Source organism: Clostridium sp., assembly GCF_021443865.1.
GTDB lineage: Bacteria > Bacillota > Clostridia > Clostridiales > Clostridiaceae > Clostridium.
Window position 1 is genome coordinate 1 of record NZ_JABUTB010000030.1, and the last position, 20,283, is coordinate 20,283.

18 protein-coding genes, 2 pseudogenes and 1 riboswitch are annotated in these 20,283 nt (G+C 27.0%); of the genes and pseudogenes, 1 reads left to right on the plus strand and 19 read right to left on the minus strand.

All coding sequences use genetic code 11. The features are described 5' to 3' along the window. The 9 genes and pseudogenes from HUJ77_RS06360 to HUJ77_RS06400 form a co-directional block, all read right to left on the minus strand. Positions 1–314, minus strand: a pseudogene (locus tag HUJ77_RS06360) (hydroxymethylbilane synthase); the annotation flags it as partial. Between the two features lie 9 nt (positions 315–323). Then, positions 324–992, minus strand: a complete 669-nt coding sequence (locus HUJ77_RS06365; protein ID WP_291707740.1) for an NAD(P)-dependent oxidoreductase — start codon at positions 990–992, stop codon at positions 324–326. Then, entirely contained in the window at positions 950–2,155 is a 1,206-nt protein-coding gene (gene hemA, locus HUJ77_RS06370) for a glutamyl-tRNA reductase (protein ID WP_291707741.1), read from the minus strand. Before hemA ends, HUJ77_RS06365 begins: the two co-directional genes overlap by 43 nt. Before the next feature lie 231 nt (positions 2,156–2,386). Continuing rightward, complete coding sequence (gene asrC, locus HUJ77_RS06375; RefSeq protein ID WP_291707742.1) at positions 2,387–3,349, minus strand: sulfite reductase subunit C; 963 nt, start codon at positions 3,347–3,349, stop codon at positions 2,387–2,389. 11 nt (positions 3,350–3,360) lie between these two features. Further along, on the minus strand, positions 3,361–4,155 hold the full coding sequence (gene asrB / locus HUJ77_RS06380; RefSeq protein ID WP_291707743.1) for an anaerobic sulfite reductase subunit AsrB: 795 nt from the start codon (positions 4,153–4,155) through the stop codon (positions 3,361–3,363). A 1-nt stretch (position 4,156) separates the two neighbouring features. Continuing rightward, positions 4,157–5,164, minus strand: a complete 1,008-nt coding sequence (gene asrA, locus HUJ77_RS06385; protein WP_291707744.1) for an anaerobic sulfite reductase subunit AsrA — start codon at positions 5,162–5,164, stop codon at positions 4,157–4,159. A gap of 215 nt (positions 5,165–5,379) precedes the next feature. Continuing rightward, entirely contained in the window at positions 5,380–6,069 is a 690-nt protein-coding gene (locus HUJ77_RS06390; protein WP_291707817.1) for a Crp/Fnr family transcriptional regulator, read from the minus strand. Between the two features lie 185 nt (positions 6,070–6,254). Next, positions 6,255–6,653, minus strand: coding sequence for a DUF2871 domain-containing protein (locus HUJ77_RS06395; RefSeq protein WP_291707745.1), 399 nt, complete (start codon positions 6,651–6,653; stop codon positions 6,255–6,257). A 180-nt stretch (positions 6,654–6,833) separates the two neighbouring features. Next, positions 6,834–7,334 carry a hypothetical protein gene (locus HUJ77_RS06400; RefSeq protein WP_291707746.1) on the minus strand — a complete coding sequence of 167 codons (501 nt, stop codon included), beginning with the start codon at positions 7,332–7,334 and terminating at the stop codon, positions 6,834–6,836. A 182-nt stretch (positions 7,335–7,516) separates the two neighbouring features. Then, positions 7,517–7,618, plus strand: a riboswitch (purine riboswitch). Between the two features lie 42 nt (positions 7,619–7,660). On the opposite strand from HUJ77_RS06400, the pseudogene ade reads away from it, so the two are divergent. Next, positions 7,661–9,432, plus strand: a pseudogene (ade, locus tag HUJ77_RS06405) (adenine deaminase). 83 nt (positions 9,433–9,515) lie between these two features. Here ade and HUJ77_RS06410 read toward each other — a convergent pair. The 10 genes from HUJ77_RS06410 to HUJ77_RS06455 all read right to left on the minus strand — a co-directional run bounded on the left by HUJ77_RS06410 (position 9,516) and on the right by HUJ77_RS06455 (position 20,254). After that, positions 9,516–10,427 carry a helix-turn-helix domain-containing protein gene (locus HUJ77_RS06410; RefSeq protein WP_291707747.1) on the minus strand — a complete coding sequence of 304 codons (912 nt, stop codon included), beginning with the start codon at positions 10,425–10,427 and terminating at the stop codon, positions 9,516–9,518. A 74-nt stretch (positions 10,428–10,501) separates the two neighbouring features. Then, on the minus strand, positions 10,502–11,113 hold the full coding sequence (locus HUJ77_RS06415) for a DUF4004 family protein (protein WP_291707748.1): 612 nt from the start codon (positions 11,111–11,113) through the stop codon (positions 10,502–10,504). Next, positions 11,098–11,901, minus strand: a complete 804-nt coding sequence (locus tag HUJ77_RS06420) for a polymer-forming cytoskeletal protein (RefSeq protein WP_291707749.1) — start codon at positions 11,899–11,901, stop codon at positions 11,098–11,100. Before HUJ77_RS06420 ends, HUJ77_RS06415 begins: the two co-directional genes overlap by 16 nt. A 9-nt stretch (positions 11,902–11,910) precedes the next feature. After that, a complete protein-coding gene (locus HUJ77_RS06425) occupies positions 11,911–12,627 on the minus strand; it encodes a hypothetical protein (protein ID WP_291707750.1) in 717 nt (238 codons plus the stop codon). Between the two features lie 175 nt (positions 12,628–12,802). Next, on the minus strand, positions 12,803–14,614 hold the full coding sequence (locus HUJ77_RS06430) for an alpha amylase N-terminal ig-like domain-containing protein (protein WP_291707751.1): 1,812 nt from the start codon (positions 14,612–14,614) through the stop codon (positions 12,803–12,805). Next, complete coding sequence (locus HUJ77_RS06435) at positions 14,598–15,626, minus strand: LacI family DNA-binding transcriptional regulator (protein WP_291707752.1); 1,029 nt, start codon at positions 15,624–15,626, stop codon at positions 14,598–14,600. Before HUJ77_RS06435 ends, HUJ77_RS06430 begins: the two co-directional genes overlap by 17 nt. Further along, the gene (locus tag HUJ77_RS06440) at positions 15,627–16,478 is read right to left on the minus strand and encodes a sugar ABC transporter permease (RefSeq protein ID WP_291707753.1); all 852 of its coding nucleotides are present in this window, start codon (positions 16,476–16,478) and stop codon (positions 15,627–15,629) included. A gap of 1 nt (position 16,479) precedes the next feature. Next, complete coding sequence (locus tag HUJ77_RS06445) at positions 16,480–17,433, minus strand: sugar ABC transporter permease (protein WP_291707754.1); 954 nt, start codon at positions 17,431–17,433, stop codon at positions 16,480–16,482. A gap of 65 nt (positions 17,434–17,498) precedes the next feature. Next, the gene (locus tag HUJ77_RS06450) at positions 17,499–18,704 is read right to left on the minus strand and encodes an extracellular solute-binding protein (protein ID WP_291707755.1); all 1,206 of its coding nucleotides are present in this window, start codon (positions 18,702–18,704) and stop codon (positions 17,499–17,501) included. Positions 18,705–19,015: 311 nt separating this feature from the next. Then, positions 19,016–20,254, minus strand: coding sequence for an NAD(P)-dependent oxidoreductase (locus HUJ77_RS06455; RefSeq protein WP_291707756.1), 1,239 nt, complete (start codon positions 20,252–20,254; stop codon positions 19,016–19,018). Positions 20,255–20,283 lie beyond the last annotated feature (29 nt).

The window sequence follows — 20,283 nt, forward strand, 5'->3', positions numbered from 1 at the left end:
ACAAATACATCTCTAATATCTTCTCTTTCTGGAATTGCAATAAGTTCAAAGCCTTGTGGTAATTGAAAAGGAACATCCTTCATGCTATGAACTGCAGCATGTGCTTCTTTATTTAAAAGAGCATATTCTATCTCTTTAACAAATAAACCTTTGCCACCTATTTTATCTAAAGTTACATCTAACCTTTTATCTCCTTCAGTAACTATTAATAACTTTTTAGAGTCTATGTTGTTTTTCTCTTTAATAAGCTCTATTACTCTATCAGCTTGAACTTGAGCTAATTTGCTTTTTCTAGTTGCAATTATTATCTCCATAAATATCTCCTATAAATTACTATATATTTTATTTATTATTTCTTTTCCAAAAAACATTTCTAAAACTAATTTATCCTTTTTCTTTTCATAAATATATTTAAAATCTTCACTACATACAAAATTAATTATATCACTTTTATTTTCAGCTATATCTTTTGCTGATTTTCTAATTAATGAAGATACTCCTATAAATTCATCATATTCTCTTAGGACATCCATAACCTTTTCTGCTAGTATTAATGATCCCTTAGGGTTTCCATAATTAGTGTTTATAGCAAAGCTTATATTCCTTAGATTTCTTTGCACTGGGGTTATTGCTATACCTTCTAAATAATCCTCTGCATATATGTATATTTTATAAGAATTATCACAATCTTTTTTAATTCTTTCATTCAAAGCCTTATCATTAGTTGCTATTATAACTATATGCTTATCAATTATGAAATCCTTATAATAGCTATTTTTAATAAGGTTAACATTTTCTAGCTTTTCAAAGTCATTAATAAAATCTAGGGCTAATACTTCTACACTACAATTTTTATCTAAAAAGTTTTTAGCTTTAATATATCCAACTTTGCCTCCACCTATTACACCTACATTAATTTTTGTAGATATTAAGGATAGGCATGAGTAGTTTATAGATTCTTTAAGAATATCTTCTCTAATATCTTTACACATTCTTTCCCTTGCCCCTTTAATTGCTCCTCCTTTAAAACTTCTATAGCTCTATTTACATAATAGTCAGAAGTACTTTTTATAAGAGTTTCTGCAATTTCTCTATGCTTTTCATTATTACATTTATTTTGTAATGTATTTTGTCTCTCCTTAATTAACTTTGAACTATCCCTTTTCATATCCTTAATTATGTTAGATACTTCTCTTAAGTCCTTCCACTTAAGATAGTTATCTATGTGTTCTTTGATTATATTTTTAAATTCTAACATTTTTTCTTTTCTTAAGTTCTTATTTTCATCATCTATTAAACTTATTTCATCTATATCATAAAGTTTTACTCTACTATATTCCTTTATTCCTTCATCTATATCCCTAGGCATAGCTAAATCAAATATAAAAATTTCTTTACCTACTTCATTTATATGCTTTTTTTCTATAATTAAGTGAGGTGCAGATGTACATGATATAACACAATCCATATCATTTATTATTTTTCTTGCATCTTCATATTTCATAACCTTTACCCTATTATCTGATATATCTGTAACCTTATCTACATTTCTCACTACAAGAATTAATTCTTCTATATTATTTGAAAGAGCATATTTTAATACAAGCTTTCCAACTTCTCCATACCCAATAACCATTATTTTTTTAGCATTATTTTTTATTGCCTCACTTACAGAAATAGAAGCAGATGAAACTGGAATTTCATATAATTTCCCTTCTGTTCTAAACTTTTTACCACAGGTAATGGCTTCTTGAAAAAGCCTCTGCAATTCATTATTTACAGCTTCAGCTTCTATTGATGAAAAATATGCTTCTTTTATTTGACCTAAGATTTGATCTTCTCCTAATATTTTAGAATGAAAACCACAAACTACTTCCATTAAATGCTTTACTGTATCTATTTCTTCTAAATAGAAGCAATTTTCATAAAGATTTATATCCCATTCTAATACTTCAAAAATCTTGCATACGCTTTCTTTACCCTTTAATAAGCCTTTATAATAAATTTCTGTTCTATTACATGTACTTAAAATAACTACTTCATCAAAATAATCTAATAATTTCTTCGTATATTCCTTTTTCTTTTTTGGAGATAAAGATAGCTTTTCTCTTATTTCCACTCCAGTATTTTTCTTAATTCCTAAAAGCTGAATCATATTTTTGCTCCTAAATTTATTAAACTTGTTTCTTTTATTATATTACCCTTATTATACTCCTATTAATTATATTTTTCATTTTTCATTTCTTGATAATTTTTTATCATTCTAAACTAATATAAAGACCGCTACTTAATTATAGCGGCCTTAAACTTCATATAATTATTTTACATATCTACTGTCCTGTTTGTCTAATAGGTAATTCTAATTTTATTTATAGGTATTTACTTATTAATATCTTATACCACTCCAATATATATTATCTTTAAGCACTGCTTTATCAGAAAGCTTTACTCCTTCAAGAGCCCATTTTTTATATTCCATAAATCCAGTTCTATCTATTATATACCCAATATGCTCTTTTCCACCTGGTGCTTCTTTATCTATATATTCTGTCACATATTTATAAGTATTTAGAATGATTTTAATTATGCTTTCTTCATCAACCCATACTATAAAATCTTCTGCTAGTCTAGGATTTTTCTTTCCTGTTCTTCCCATTATAGCTAATCTGTAATACTTTTCTTTACTTCTTGTCCATGCTCCTGTTGGACAGTTTATTACACACTCTCCACAGCCTATGCACTTGCTATGATTTCTAACTGGTCTAAAGTTTTCTGCATGAAGAGCTCCTGTTGATTTCTTAGTACATGCCTTAACACAAGCTCCACAAGATACACATTTGTCCTTATCAAATTGAGGTTCTGTCATTCCTATTATACCGAAATCATGCATTCTTGCCTTAATACAATCATTTGAACAACCTGTTAATGCAATTTTAAAATGTAAGTCATTTGGGAAAATTGCTTTTTCAATTTTCTTTGCAAAGTTAGTAGTATTATAATTAGCAAATGGACAAACTTTATTTCCTATACAAGCAGATACATTTCTTGTTCCTGCTGCTGTATATCCCTTCCCTGGAACTTCTTGATTAATTTCTAATCCTTCTATTATTGGTTGAAGAAGTACATTTACTTCGTCTATATCCTTCATATCTATTCCAGGAATTTCAAAACCTTGTCTTGTAGTTATGTGAACTGTTCCATCACCATATTTATCAGCAATTTCTTGAATTAATCCTAAATATTCTGCCTTTAAGAATCCACCTGGAACTCTTATTCTTGAAGCTGTTATCCCTCTTCTTTTTGTAACTCTAAAGGCATTCTTTTTCAGCTTTTTAGTATTGATATCCATAGTGTCTCCTCCTAATCTATTAACTCTTTTCCTTTTGAATAGTTAAATACTGGTCCATCTAAGCAAATATAAGTATCATCTATTTTACAGTGACCACATTTACCTATTCCACAGCACATTTTTCTTTCTTGAGAAATCCATATATTTTCTTCTTTTATTCCAAGCTTTAAGAATTCTAAAACTGTAAATTTCATCATCATAGGTGGTCCTACAACAACTACTTGTACATTTTCAATATCCTTAATATCAAGTTCTGGTACATACTTAGTTACAAGTCCAACTTTTCCTTCATATCCTTCTTCTGCACCATCAACTGTTAAAATAAGATTTATGTTCTTTTCCCATTCTTTTATATCATCTTTAAACAGAATGTCCTTAGGAGATTTAAATCCTGATATTAACGTAAAGCTTTTGCAATCTTCAGTGTTGTTTGAGAAATAATCTACTATTCCTTTAACTGGTGAAAGTCCAGTTCCTCCAGCTACAACTATAACTTCTTTATCTTTATAATTATTTATATCAAAGCCATTTCCATATGGTCCTCTTAAAAATAACTTATCACCAACGTAATTATTAAATATTTCATCTGTTACCTTACCAACTCTTCTTATTGTTAAGTCAACATAATTTTCACCTATTCCACTTACTGATATAGGTGCTTCCCCATACTTTGGTAGAGATACTTCAAAGAATTGACCTGGCTTAACATCGCCTTTAAATTCCATTCTGAATGTATATTCAATTTCTGTATGCTTAATAACTTCTAATATTTCTGAAATAAATGGTATATATTCATTTTTAGTCATATTACTTCACCTCATCCATAGCTTTTTCTAATTTATTTACACAATTTGAGAATGAAATATATTCTGGACATGCATCATCACATCTACCACATCCTACGCACATATGATATCCCCATCTTTTTTTATAATCATAGACCTTATGAAGAACTTTAAATCTCATTCTTTGTCCTTTTTCTCTTCTAAAGCTATGACCTCCAGCCATATCTGTATAACCATCTACTTGGCAAGATGCCCACACTCTTCTTCTTTCGCCAACTTTTCCATTATCCTTATAGAAAATATCTTGCATCATAAAGCATGTACATGTAGGACATACAAAGTTACATCTTCCACAAGCTATACATCTTTCTGAATATTCATCCCATACTTTTGAATTTACTATTCTTAAATCTAAATTATTTGGGATATTTACCTTAACTTCATTATTTTCAACAAAGTCTGGAGATACCTCCATTTCTTCATTGTCAATACTTCTAAATAATTCTTCGAATTCTTCATCCTTAATATCTAGATAAACTTCATTACCTTCTTGCTTAACATAGGCATTGTACTCATGAGTTTTATTAGTACCCATACTTACGCAAAAACAGTTTTCAAAGCTTTTTTCACAGCCTATAAGAATAAATTTAGCTTTTTCTCTAAGCTTCTTATAGTAAGGATCTTCAAATCCGTTTCTTAAATAAATATCATCAATTCTTCTTAAAGAATTCATATCACAACTTCTTAGAAATATTAATAATGACTTTTCATCTACATTAGGTTCTTTAACCTCATCTTCTGTGAAGAAAAATAAGGTTTGAGTTATTGGAAGAAGTACTTCTTTATAAGAAAAATTAGATTTTTGATTAAATTCTACTTCTTCTATTTTTGCTACTTCACCATATCTTACAATATCTGTATCCGAAAATTTTCCTTGTCCTTCAAAAACCTTTGGTGCATATATCTTATACTTTTTTGAAAGCTCTTCTAAAGCCTTGTTGAATTCCTCTACTTTAAGTTTATATCCCATTTCAAACACCTCTTAGTTTACTTTTTTCTTTCTTAACATAATAAAAAATGGTATTGCTACAAATAGACTACACCATATTACTAAATTAGATATCAACTTGTCCTTGTTAGCATTGTTATTATAATAACAATCTCTGAGATTATTATAAGCTTAAATAAAAAGAAAAACTGTGATGATTATCACAGTTAATTATATTTTCTATTATTTTTCTGATTTTATATACCTTTAAAAAATTTTGAAAGCTTATCTCTATCCTTTATTATTATTTTCTTTCTTTCAAATATTATTAAATCTTTTTCTTGGAGAATCTTTAATGCTCTTGATATAGTTTCTCTAGGTGCTCCAAACATATCTGCTAAATAAGTTATACTAACATTCAAATCTATTAATGTCCCATTCTCAACCTTTATTCCATAATCTTTAGATAACTTCCATAACTTTGCTGCTACTCTTCTTTCAACTTTAATAGGTGTTGAATTTTTTAATTGCCTATATAATCTTCTAACCTTTAAAGTAAGAGAAGAAATAACTATTTTTGTTAATTGAAAATCACTTTTCATTACTTCTTCAAATCTTCCTTTATCAAAAGCTAATATTTCTGCTTTTTCAAAAACTTCGCAATTAATAGAGGCATGTAAGTCATCTAAAACTACTGCATTTATAATAGAATCGTTACCTAAAATAAAAACTATTTTCTTTTGAGCAGACTCATTTAATTTATATAATGCTACCTTACCACTATAAATTATATATATCTTATTAACCTTTTCTTTGTCTCTAAATATATGACTACCTTTTACATAACATTTACTTTCACCAAAATCAGCTAAAGCATTCTTGGTATCTTCACATATATTATTAAATAGCTCCATATTATCTAATTGAACTTTTATTAAATCTTTCATCTTCATATACCAACCTTATAATATATTCACATATATTATAACTATATTTTTAAAATGTAAATATATAAAATATAAATAATAGAGGCTACTAAGTAACCTCTATTATTTATTCTTGGTTTTAATACACTTCCGCAACTAATTATTTTAATCTTAGTTTTTCCAAATCTTAAATATTTTATTAATTTTTATTCTTTTATAGATTTATTTACAATAACTACAAACCAAATTAAAGCTATAGAAAGAAGTACATGTCCAAGACCAGCTATATGACTAAGACCTGCAAAGTCTTTGCCTAATACTTGTAGCATCCCTCTAATTGTTAAAGTAACAAGTAAATAAATTAATGAAATATTATATAAGATACTCCAAGCTTTAAACCCTTTAATTTGTGATATATTAAAATTCTTAATTAAAATTAGGACTAAAATGAAGAACATAAATCCTAATGTAAGTGCATGTGTATGTACACCTGATAAAACAGTTTCTCCTTGGAATTCATTTAATTTGGTAAATTCTCTATAAACCATTCCCATAGCTAGTCCTATAACTAAATAAACAGTTGCTAAATTAAAATATTTTTTCATTATTCCCTCCATTCTGTAATAAAAATTATTACTTAATATTTATTTACTTATAATAATATACTAAATTTACTATTTTTTCAATTTAATAATAAAGTGGATATCTTGTCTTAATTATTTTCTATTGTAAACTTTAAATTAATTAAGACTTTATTTATCCACTTTTATCTCTCTATTTTAATATTATATTTTTAAAGCTTGTTTATATTCATCTATATAAGTGGTACTTGTTTCAATTTTATAGAAATCTCTATAAAACTTATTAACTTTATTTAATGAATCTATAACTGCAGTATATACACTTAAGGGGTTTCCCTTTTCATCTCTTTCTGTTTTTTCTATTACATTAATTAGTATTGAATTATTTGATTCTCTTAATTCTTCTAGCAAGAGTATGTTTTTTAAAAAGACTTTTTCGATTAATTCCTTTAACTCTTTTTTATTATTAACTCCATATAAATTATATATAATTTCAGGTTCAATTGATTTTAATATAAATTTTATTTCATCTACTTCGTCATTATATTTTATTAAAGAAACTTTTCCTTCTATTTCTTTTAACATAGAAAGTTCTTGATTCTTTTTTAAAGCTAAAAAAACTTCTAAGTTTCTTGAAATCAAGTCTTTGCAAAACTCTATTAAGAATTCGCTTATTTCACCTAATACTACTATTCTTTTTTCCATAATTCCTCCAAAATATATGGTTTTTTTATTATTATACTATTTTAGATGTAAAAAAGTTCTTTTTGTAGATATAGAGTGAATAAGAAGAAATAAATATAAATTTACAGTTTTTGTTCTTTACTTATATAAAATAATAATATATTAATATAACTTTACCTTTGACAGCTTGTCTTTAATCTCATATAATATATAAAAATAACCTTCCTATAAGCTTGATAATATGGTTCAGGCGTCTCTACTATACTACCGTAAATAGTATAACTAAGAAGTTGTAATCCAGGTGAGGTTGTTTATTATTATATTTAAATATACTCAGAGGTGGATTTATGAATAAAAATGATTTTATATCTCAAATTAAGGCTTCAAGTAAAGCCGAAATATGTGAATTAGTTATTAAAAATATAACTATTGTTGATGTATTTCAAAACAGTTCTTTTACAGATAATGTAGCTATTAAAAAAGGAGTAATCGTAGGCTTTGGTGATTATAATGGACTAGTTGAAATTGACGGTACTGGTAAATTTATATGCCCTGGTCTTATAGATGCTCATGCTCACATCGAATCATCACTAGTAACACCAAAGGAATACTATAAAGCTGCATTATTACATGGAATCACTTCTATTGTTATTGACCCACATGAAATTGCTAATGTACTAGGAGAAAAAGGTATAAGACTTATTATGGATCTTGCTAAAGATACACCATTTGATTATTACTTTATGCTTCCTTCTTGTGTTCCAGCTACTTCTTTTGAAACTTCTGGTGCCATATTAGGAAGTTCTGATTTGAATCCATTATATAAGGAACCTAATGTATTAGGACTTGCAGAAGTTATGAACTATCCTGAAGTTATGAACTGTTCTGAGGACATGATAAATAAGCTTTGGGATGCAAAATCAAAATGTCTTATTATTGATGGTCATTGTGCTGGCTTTACTAATGATATGCTAAACATTTATGCTACAGCTAATATTTCTACTGACCACGAATCACATTTAGCTGAAGAAGTTATTGAAAAACTAAGGAGAGGTATGTATGTTCACCTAAGAGAAGGCTCTGTTGCTAAAAACTTAAAGGAATTAATAAAGGCTGCTTCTATTTCTAATAGCAGAAGAATTTGTTTTTGCACAGACGATAAACACATTGATGATTTAATAACAAATGGAAGTATGGATAGTTCCATAAGAACAGCTATTTCTTATGGCTTACCACCAGAAACTGCAATACAAATGTGTACATTAAATCCTTCAGAATGCTATAACTTAAAAAATAAAGGAGCAATAGCTCCAGGTTTTACTGCTGACTTTATAATATTAGATGACCTAAATAATTTTAAAATTAATTCAGTTTATAAGAATGGTAAATACCAAAATTTTCTCTGGNTTATAAGAATGGTAAATTAGTAGTAAAAGAAAATAAATTAGTATACGAAATATCAGATACTAAATATGATTTGCCAAAATTGAATAATATTAATATTAAAGAAATTAATTCAAAGGATTTAGAAATAGATTTAAAAGGAAAAACAAAACTAAATGTAATCGAAATCATTCCAAACAAACTAGAAAGTAATCATGTAAAAGTTGATATTAATACGTTAAAAGACACTACTAGTTTTAAATCAGATGTAGATTTAGATTTACTAAAAATAGCAGTAATTGAGAGACATAAAAACACAGGAAATATCGGTCTTGGGGTAATAAAAGGTCTAAATTTAAAATTTGGAGCTATAGCTACAACTATTGCTCATGATTCTCATAACTTAATAACCTGTGGAACATCAGATGAAGATATATTATTTGCTATAGAAGAGCTTAAAAAAATAAATGGTGGAATTGTAGTTGTTAAAGGAAAAGAAGTACTAGCCTCAATTCAATTAGAAATTGCAGGAGTTATAACTTCTAGGGAATCAGCAGCAGTTATTTCTGACCTAGAAAAACTTCACTTTGCTATAAAGGAAGTTGCTCCTGATATAAATTTCAATCCTTTTTTAACTTTATCTTTCCTATCACTACCAGTTATTCCAAATTTAAAAATAACAGATAAAGGCTTATTTGATGTAAGTAAATTTGAATTTATTGAAAATGCTTATTAGTATAGGATAATATAAAAATATAATGGAGTTGTGCCGTATATATTGCGCAACTCCATTTTTATTATTTATTTAATATGCTATTCTTAATAATTTACTTTACTATTCATATAAAGTATATATAAAAATGTAGCTTCCTTAAAATTACGTATATCAAAGCCTGTTTCCTTTTTTATTTTTTCAATTCTATACATTAAAGTATTTCTATGAATATATAAATTTTTAGCAGCTTTAGTTAAGGACAAATCACATTTTAATATTTCTTCTAAGGTTTGTATTAATTCATAATTAAACCCTTTAAATACATCCTTATACTCTTCTTTAAGTTTTTTTGCATATTCACTTGATAAATTATAAATAGCTCTTTCTAAATACATATCTTTTAAATAGTATATTTCAGGCTTAATTTTAAATCTTCTACCTATATCTAAAGCTTGTACAGCCCCCTTATATGATTCTTTAAACCCCTCAAATGTACCATCTAAATCACTTATACTTATCTTTGGATTCACTCCTAAAATTTGTATAATAGTTTCTTTTAGTGAAAAAGCATGTTCCTTTTCATCCTCTAAGTTGCCAGTAACTATTATTCTATCGTATATCTCACCTACATAAAACACACTATCTGAATATGTATCTCTAACTATTTCTAAAACTTCATCCTCTTTATTACTTTCAATTAATAACATCTTATTAGATTTAATAATTGCAGAGTCCTTTAAAACATCCCATTGTTTTCTTCCTTCTAATAACTCTTGTACTATATTTTCTTTATCAATATATTTATTTAATAGGTATTCAATTATCGGTATTATTTTTATATCTTCTTGTTCTAGTACAATTTTATAGGATTTATTATTTATAGATATCTTTCTCATAATTTTAGATTCTGTTGAAGGCAAATTATTATATATTTCATTATTATTAATATCTAATAATCTAATCTTTATATTAGTGTCTTTACATAGTTCCTCTAGTAATTCTACTATTGCTCCCATATACCTCTCCCCTTCATATATAATCCTTTTAATAATTATATTATATATGAATTTTCAGAGAATTAAATCACTTCTTATAGACTTTTTATTTCTTCTATTACTTTATTTATATTTATCCTTGCAAGTTCAATAGAAGAGTCATCATTAAACATATTAACATTATCTAAAATTATATAATAATAGCAAACCCCATATTTTCTTTTAATGACTAATTCATAATCTCTATTATCTATTTTTTCATAGTCTCTATTGGCTAATAGTGTTATTTCTTTTATTTCTGAAATACTTAAGCTTCCTAAGCTAATAAGCTTATTATAAATAAATAAAGAAAATATATTGTTTTCCTCATAAATATCCTTAATTTCAATAATATCTTCATACATTGAAATCATCTCACTTGAGAAGACATCAATTAAATAATTTCTAGTGATTTTTATATCCTTAATATTATTTGAAAAAATATACGCAAGATCATCTAAAGATGCTTCATCCTTTAATTCAATAATCTTATTTATTCTCTCAATTATTTTTTCTTTAGGAAAAAATGTCTCTTGTCCTGTGGAAACACTCTTTTTTATAAACCATTCTTCTGGTATTAAATCTTTTCTTTTCCATCTGTATAACTGACCATAAGATATTCCCATGACTTCTAAAAGTTCCTTTTTAGATATTAATTCCTCAAGCATATTTGCTCCCCTACCTTACTTTTTTTATCTATTGTTAATTTTCCCGTATACTCAATTTTATCTATAGAGCATCCTGATAATATAGTAATATCATGACCTCTTACTATATTGCAAATAGTATTTTCTAAAATAATCTTATCTCCTTCTATTAATTTAGAAATAACTTTGCCACTATAAAAATCTATATATCCTGTTTTTTTAATAATTATCTCACTTCCACCAATTTCTTCAATCCTACTTTCTCTCTTTGGAAGTATCTCTATTTTATCTGCAGAAAGTAATCCAGATATTTCAATTTCTCCTTTATTATAAAAATAATTGCCCTCACAATTACCTTTCACTTTGGCACTACCTAGTACCTTTAAGGTATCAAAATATATATTCTTACTTGCCTTAAGTTCTCCTAAAATTTCAATATAATTAACTCTAAAGCCTTCCTGAATTTCTGCATCTCCCATAATGTTAGCTTTATCTTTAACCTCTAAATCACCTTCACTTTTAAAATCACCCTTAATGCTTAAAATACCTACTGTTCCTTTTTCTTTTAAAGTTGAATCTCCATAAATCTTAAATTTTCTAGCTTTAATAGTACCCTTAAAAATTGAATCCCCCATAACCTTTATATCTCTAGCATCAACAGCTCCATGAAATTCCCCGTTTCCCATTATTACTATATCTATACATTCTATATTACCTGTTACAGTGCTATCTCCCATTATTTTTATATTATTATATTTACCAGCTCCAATTGTACCATCACCTAAAATATTTGTGTTTTTTTCACTCATAATAGCCTCCTATAAATGCACCTTATTTTTTATTTTACAATTGTCATTTTCCTTTAAGGTTCCTGTATATTCTACAGTATCAATAATACAGCCCTTACCTATTTCTATATTTCTGCCCCTAACTATATTACATTCAGTATGCTCTAAGTAAATTTCATCTGCTTCTATTTCATTACAAATTAATTTCCCTTTTCTTTGTATATTAAAAAATAGAACTTTGAAATAATTCTCACTTCTTCTTACTGATAATTTCTCTCCTCCGATTTCTTTAATTTCATTTAGTCGTGAGATATTTAGTTCTAAATTATCCCCAGATAAAAGTCCTTTTATTCTAGCTCTTCCATCTAAATAAAACTCTTCACACTTACAATCTCCTAAAGTAAGAAATTCCCCATTTACTTGCACTTTATCAAAACTAACTTCTTTTTCAGCTAATAGCCTTCCATTGACTTCAAGGTGGTTTCCTTTTATGTTACCTTTCACCTTTTGATATCCGTTTACCTTACAGTTTATATTAATATCAATATCATCATAATTAGTAAAGTATCCATTAACCTCTAACTTTTCACATTTAATTTTTCCTAAGCCCTTAGCCTTCCCGTCAATCTTAATAGCTTCTGCTTCTGTTTCTCCTTGAATAGTTCCTACTCCATTTATCTTTATATCTTTGTAATTACCTTTATTTATAGAACCCATACCATCAATTTTTATATCATATCTTTCCATATTTCCTCCCTCATAACAATGTTTTACTTATTTTCATAAAAAATCTCATTCCAATATTAATAATTATATATTATCGTAACATTGTTTCGTTGTAAATATTTTTTTAATATTATTTATAATTTTTTACATATAAAAATAAGAGGAGATATTTCATCTCCCCTATTAAGGTAAAACATTAAAACAATTTTAATAGTATACTTTCTTTTCCTTCTATATTTAATTTATTATCTATTAATTTGCAGTTATTTTCTCCATAAAGTATGGTAAAGTTATTAAATGTACCTATATCATCAAGGTCAACAATAATATTCTTCTTTTTTCTAAAATTAAAATACACTATGGCTTCTTTTTCATCGAATCTAGCATATCCTATATAATTATCTCCATTTAATATAAACTTAAAAGATCCATACTGCAATAAACTCTCTTTTTTATATAAATCTATCATATATTTATATAATTCATTTATTTTCAAATTATATTTATCTTTATTCCACTCCATAGGATATCTGCTAGCACTGCTACTTGTTAAATCTCCTTTTAATCCTACTTCATCGCCATAATATATACATGGAACTCCAACAAAAGTAAATAACATTATTATAGAAGCTACAACATCTTCTTCACTAAGCATATTAGAAATATGAATTCTATGTATATCATGGCTACTTAATAAATTTAATTGAAGTCCTTGTAATTGATAGGGTATCCTTGAAAAATGATTTAAAACCTCTTCTTTAAATATATTACCATTTTCTTTTTTAATATTTAGATTATCAGTCTTCCACGCTAAAAACCTATCTTCTTCACCTAAATACTTTCTTACAGGTCTCATCATTCCAAAATAATTCATAGTAGAATCCCACATATCACCTTGTAAATAATCCTTACAATCAGTCCAATGTTCTGCTACTAAATAAGCCTCTTCCTTTATAGATTTTATTTCTTCTCTTATATCTCTCCATAGATTAAAATGCAAAGCTTGTCCTCTCATCTTTCCTACATTATGACCAACATCAAGCCTCCATCCATCTAAATTGAAGGGTTCTTTTAACCAATACTTAAGAACACTATTTTCTGATTTATAAATTACATCTTTTAATTCATCACTTTTATAATTTAATACTGGCAAGGTTTTTACACCATTCCAGCTTTCATAATTTCCATCTTCATCAAAAAAATAGTAATCTTTATTATTTTTAATCCAACTACTATCTATACCTGTATGATTAATAGATATATCAGCTATTACTTTTATATTATTATCATGCAATGATTTATTTAAATGTATTAATGCTTTATCTCCTCCAAAGTGACTATCTACCTTATAATAATCATCACAATCATACTTATGATTTGACTTTGACTCAAATATTGGATTTAAATATAGTGCAGTTATTCCTAATTCTTTTAGATAATCTATCTTTTTATTAATTCCTTCTAAGTCTCCACCATAAAAATCCAAGTTACCACCTTCATCATAATTTAAAGGCTCATCATCCCAATTCATTTTTTTGCTATCAAATCCACAATAACTGTATTCTTTATCTTTAACATCGTTATTAGTATTTCCATTAAAAAATCTATCTACAAATATTTGATAAAATATACCTTCTCTTACCCATTTTATATCATTAAAATTAGCTATAATTCTAAAATCATAGTCTTCTGTAATAATATTTTCATAGGCACCCTTTTGATTATAAAAATATGTGGTATCTTCTGATTCAATTATAAAATGATATTGAGTTATTATTTCTTCAATAATTATATTAACCTCATAATAATTAAAACCTTTAATGTTTTTCATTTTATTCATTTGTAAAACTGTTTCTTCTCCGTATCTTAGATATCTAAAAAATACTCTTTTTACTGGTGCATCTTCCTTTATTCTAACTCTAATACTTATATCATCACCACTTAATGGATTAGCTTTGCTTACAAAAACCTTACTTCCATCTGAAAATATACTATTCACCCAACTCATATACAGACTCCCTTTCAATTAACTTAACTTGTATAATAGTATCCTTTTCAACATTATTCCCTTTATTTACATTAAATATTATATCTACACTCTTTTCTCCTTTATAGAATATCTCTTGTCTTATTGTTGTTAACTCTGGTATAAAATATTTACTATACTTTATATCATCAAAACTTACTACAGATAAATCTTTAGGAACAAAGATGTTTTTTTTATATAATCCCTTGATTAAGCCCATTGACATAATATCACTTATTGAAAATATAGCTGTAAAGTTATCTATTTTACTAGCAACTAAATCTGATATACTCTCTCCCCCTTCATAAGTTATCTCACTAATAAAAATTAAATCTTTATTAATTTGAATATTATTTTCTTCAAGGGCTCTGGTATATCCTAAATATCTATTTAAGTGCACTATACTTTCATTAATATTGTGTGTAAGTAATCCTATATCTCTATGACCTTTTTCAATTAAATATTTAACTGCAATATATGCACCAAATTCATCATCAGTATTTATATGATAGAAATTATCTACCTTTCTCTCTTGATCTATAACAACAATTGGTATATCTAAATATAATAAGCTATCGTATACACTTTCCCTTATGATTCCTAACACTATTATTCCTGCAAAAGTACTACCTTTTATATTAACTTTAAATTCATTTTCATCTTCATAGGCTATAATTTCAGTATTATATCCATAGCTTCTTGCCTTAAATTCAACTCCACTAAAGAATTCTTGGTAAAATGGATTATCCATTAAAATTGTTTTATCTAATGCACTTTTTGTTGGAATTAATACTCCTATAACTCTACTTTCTTTTTTTACTAAGCTCCTTGCCGTACTATTTGGTATATATTCTAATTTTTTTATTGCTGCTAAAACTCGTGCCTTTGTCTCTGGAATAACTTTATCTATATTATTTACAACATAAGACACTGTGGCTATAGAAACCTTTGCTTCTCTTGCTACATCTTTTATAGTGGCTTTTTTATAATTCATTTACCCTTTTACTCCTCCTATTGTTAATCCTGATATTAAATATTTTTGTAATACTATAAATATAACTGCTATAGGAAGTGCTATAATTAGTGATCCTGCTGCAAATAATGTCCAATTTGTTGCATATTGACTAGATGTAGATTGTAAATTATATAATCCTATTGGTAGTGTATATTTAAACTTATCTGTAATAAATACCATTCCTACTATATACTCATTCCAACTTGCTAAGAAAGCAAATAATGCAGTAACAGCAATTGCTGGTTTTGATAATGGAATAATTATTTTTGTAAAAACTTTAAAAGCAGAAGCTCCATCTATTAAAGCCGATTCTTCAATTTCTTTAGGTATAGTATCTAAATATCCCTTTAAATTCCAAACTGAGAATACCATTTGCCAGCTTGTATAAATAATTACGAGACCTAGAGATGTATTTATTAAGCCTAAGTATGAAAACAACCTATATATTGCTACAATTGATAAAATACTTGGAAAAGCGTTTAGTAACAAAAACATACCTAATCCAAAGCTTCTTCCTTTAAATCTCATTCTTGAATAGGCATATGCTGAAATTATACCTATCATTATACTTATTACAGTAGTTGACAGTGCTATTATTGTGCTATTTTTTATCCAAATTAGAAAATCACCTTGCTTAAATATTTGTATATAATTTTGTATTGTTGGATTCTTAGGAATTATTCTTAAATCACTAGTAAACATAGAATTATCAGCATTTATAGAAGTATTAAAAATCCAAAGTATTGGATATATAGCAACTAAAGATGCTACAATTAGAAAAATATGTGCAAAAGTATGTGTAATTATTTTCTTTTTAGTTTTCTTTTTCATCTTAATAAACCTCCTCTGCTGACTTTATTAATTTCTTTCTAAATCTAGTTAAAACTAGTAATAAAATAAATATAATTACTGAAAATGCAGCACTATATCCATAGTTATAATCAGTAAATGCCCTATTATAAGCATAGGTTATAAGTAAATCTGTCTTTCCAGCTAACCCTCTGGTTAATAAATAGACTACATCAAATTGTTTAAAGGTTACAAATATAGTAATTATAATAGCTGGAAGCATGGCAGGCTTCATTAATGGCAAAGTCAAATATTTAAATTTTTGATAGCCTGTGGCTCCATCTATTTCTGCTGCTTCATAAAATGATTTATCAATACTTTGTAATGCTCCTAAGCAAACTATCATCATAAAAGGTGTGGCTAACCAAACATTAACTATTATACATGCTATAAACGCATTTACTGGATCATTTAACCAGTTTACTGATTCAATACCTATTTTATTTAAAATTGCATTTATAGCTCCAAAATCATAATTAAACATTCCCTTCCAAATCAAAGTTGAAATATATCCAGGAACAGCCCATGGTAAAATTAAAATAGTTCTATAAATGGTTCTAAACTTTAGCTTTTCTATATTTAGTAATAAGGCTAGTATTACTGCTAAAGATACATGAATAACCATATTTAAGATTGTCCAAATTATTGTTCTAAAAACTACTGCAAAAAAATCACTATCTAATCTTCCTAAAATATTTATATAATTTTTTAATCCAATAAAAGATGGATTCTTCCAATGATACATATTTAAATTAGTGAAAGATAAAATAAAGGTATATACCATAGGGTAAATACAAAGAAGCATAATTAGTAATGTAGAAGGACTTACATATAAATATGGAGTTATTTTTATTTTGCCATTATTACTAAAAAGTTTTTTTCCTTTTTGAAATTTATTATTCATATTAAACGTTTTTTTTACTTTAATATTAAGCATTTTTTTACCTCCTAAATAAATTCATAAAATTTAAAAATGGGGCTTATGCCAGCCCCATTTTTTTATTACTTAGAAGCTTCTATTTTTTCTAATGTCTGCTTTTGAGCATTTTCCATTAAATCTTTTACATTAGCATTTTCTTCTGTAGAAATTGACTTAAGTGCGTTTGCTAGTGGTTCCCAAACTGAAGTCATTTCTGGAGAAGATGGCATTGGAGTTGCTAATCTAGCTTGTTCTAATAATTTTTCAGCATATGCATTTGAACTCATATCTACTTTTTCATTTGCAGGTAAATAACCTGTTTCAACAAATGCTTTTCCTACATTTTCTCCAGCTAAGTAATTTAATACTTTTCCTGCTGCTTCCTTATTTTGAGAACTTTCTGTTAATAAAGCTACTTGAACTCCTAAAAATGGTTGTGCAGCTTTATTAGTTTTTTTGATAATTGGTAATACTTCTACTCCTAAATCTACATTTGCATTAGAAGAATAATCTTTTATTGCCCATGAACCATTTACTACAGCTAATGCTTTACCTTCTTTAAATAAACCATCCATTACTGAATAATCAACATTTTTAGGTTGATATTTCATTAATTCCTTAACAAATTCTATTCCTTCAATTGTTTCTGCTTTTGATAATCCAGGAACTCCATCTTTACTTAAAGCCTCTCCATTAAATCCATATATCCATGGCATTGTGTGATAAGCATCAGTTAAATTAGATACAAATCCCCACTTATCATCCTTAGTTCCTTCTTTAGCTAACTTTAATAAATCATCTGTATTCTTTGGAACTTCAGTTAATAATTTTTTATTATACATAAAAGCTAAACATTCATAAGTCATTGGAATTCCATATAGTTTGTCATTATATGTTGCAGCTTCAACTGTCACTTTATTATGATTATCTAATGAACTTTTTTCTATATAATCTGATACCGGATTTATAATATCCATAGTTGCAAATTTACCAATCCAATCATTTGGGCCTAAAATAACATCTGGAGCATCTTTTTCTGATTGACCTATTAAAGTTAATTTTTGACCTAAATCATTTTGCTTTACAAAGGTAAGTGTTATATTTGGATTCTCACTAGTAAAGTCCTTAAAAGAGTTTTTTATAGAATCTTCTACTACTTGCTCATATTGATGCCAAATGATAATATTTGTTTCTTTTGATTCATCTACTTTGGCTTCTTTTCCTCCACATCCCATAAGCATAGTGGTTGCTGTAAAAGCTAATAATAATGAAAGTAATCTTTTTTTCATATTTTCCCCCTCAAATTAGTATATAAATCCTTATTTTATATACATATAATTAAAAAGTAAATTTTTAAACGTTTAAATTTCCTATCATAAGTTTTTATAGCTTTTATCTTATGCTTATCACTAGATATTTTTAATTATCTCCTCCTTATATAAACGTTTAGATTAAATTGATTATACCCTTATTAATATATTAAAACCTTTTCATAACCTTGTAAATATAAATGTATATTATTTACCTATTTTTGTATATAAGTAAAAAAAGACCAATGTAAATGCTATTACATTTGGTCTTTTTTACAATCTTTAATTATTTAGTTCTTTTTTTGTATAATATATTTTTCAATTTCTTCTGCTACTACTTTAGCATGAGATGCTGCTCTTACTACTGTTTTAGCTCCTGTAACTACATCACCAGAAGCGAAAACTCCTTCTCTAGTTGTATGCCCATACTCATCAGTTAATAATAATCCCCACTTATTTGTTTCAAGTCCTGAAGTATTTGAAACAATATTATTTTTAGGAGATTGACTTACAGCAATTATTATTGAATCACATTCAAATAAGCCTTCTTTTCCTTCTATAACAACAGTATTTATTCTGCCATCATCACCAGTCACATTTTCAGTTTCTATGTATTTTACTCCATCATCAGTTAATTCTAAAGGAGATTTAAATAATTCAAACTTAACGCCATCTGAAATTGCACCCTCTAATTCAGCCTTTGTTGCAGGTATATTTTCCATACCTTTTCTATATAGAATATATACTTCCTTTGCTCCATTTCTCTTAGCTGTTCTTGCTGCATCCATTGCTACATCCCCAGCTCCTATTACGCAAACCCTATTTCCCAATTTATGGACCCCAGGGGATTTTAAATAATCAATTGCATAATGTACATGTCCTAAGCTTTCACCCTTTATATCTAAGGTTTTAGGGTTCCATACACCAGTTCCTATAAATATTGCTTTATATCCATCATAAAAAAGCTTATCTAATGTAAGTACTGGTCCAACTAAGGTATTTGGTCTTATTTTAACACCTAATTCAATTAGTCTTTCTTCATAATGATCTATAATACTTTTTGGCAATCTAAATTCTGGAATACCATATCTTAATACTCCACCAATTTTATCATGAGAGTCAAACAATGTAACCTTATAACCTTTTTGGGCTAATATAAAGGCAATTGTTATACCAGCAGGTCCTCCGCCTATTATGGCAACTCTTTCATCTAATTCGGCCTCTTTTTCTAATCTAACATTTTCTAAATAGTACTTTGATATATGTGTTTCTATATCACAAAATCTTACTGATTCATCCTTAATCCCTCTAATACAATTACCTGTACATTGATCTTCATGAGGGCAAACTATAGAGCAAACTAATGATAGCGGATTATTTTTAAATAATATTTCTCCTGCCTTTGCTATTTGCCCATCTTTAAATAATTCTATTATTTCTGGAATAGGAGTATCTATTGGACAATTTGCCTTACATTTTGGATTTTTACAAAGATAACATCTATTTGATTCTACAACTAAATCTTTCATTATAACTCCCCTTTTTCCTAAGTAAAACT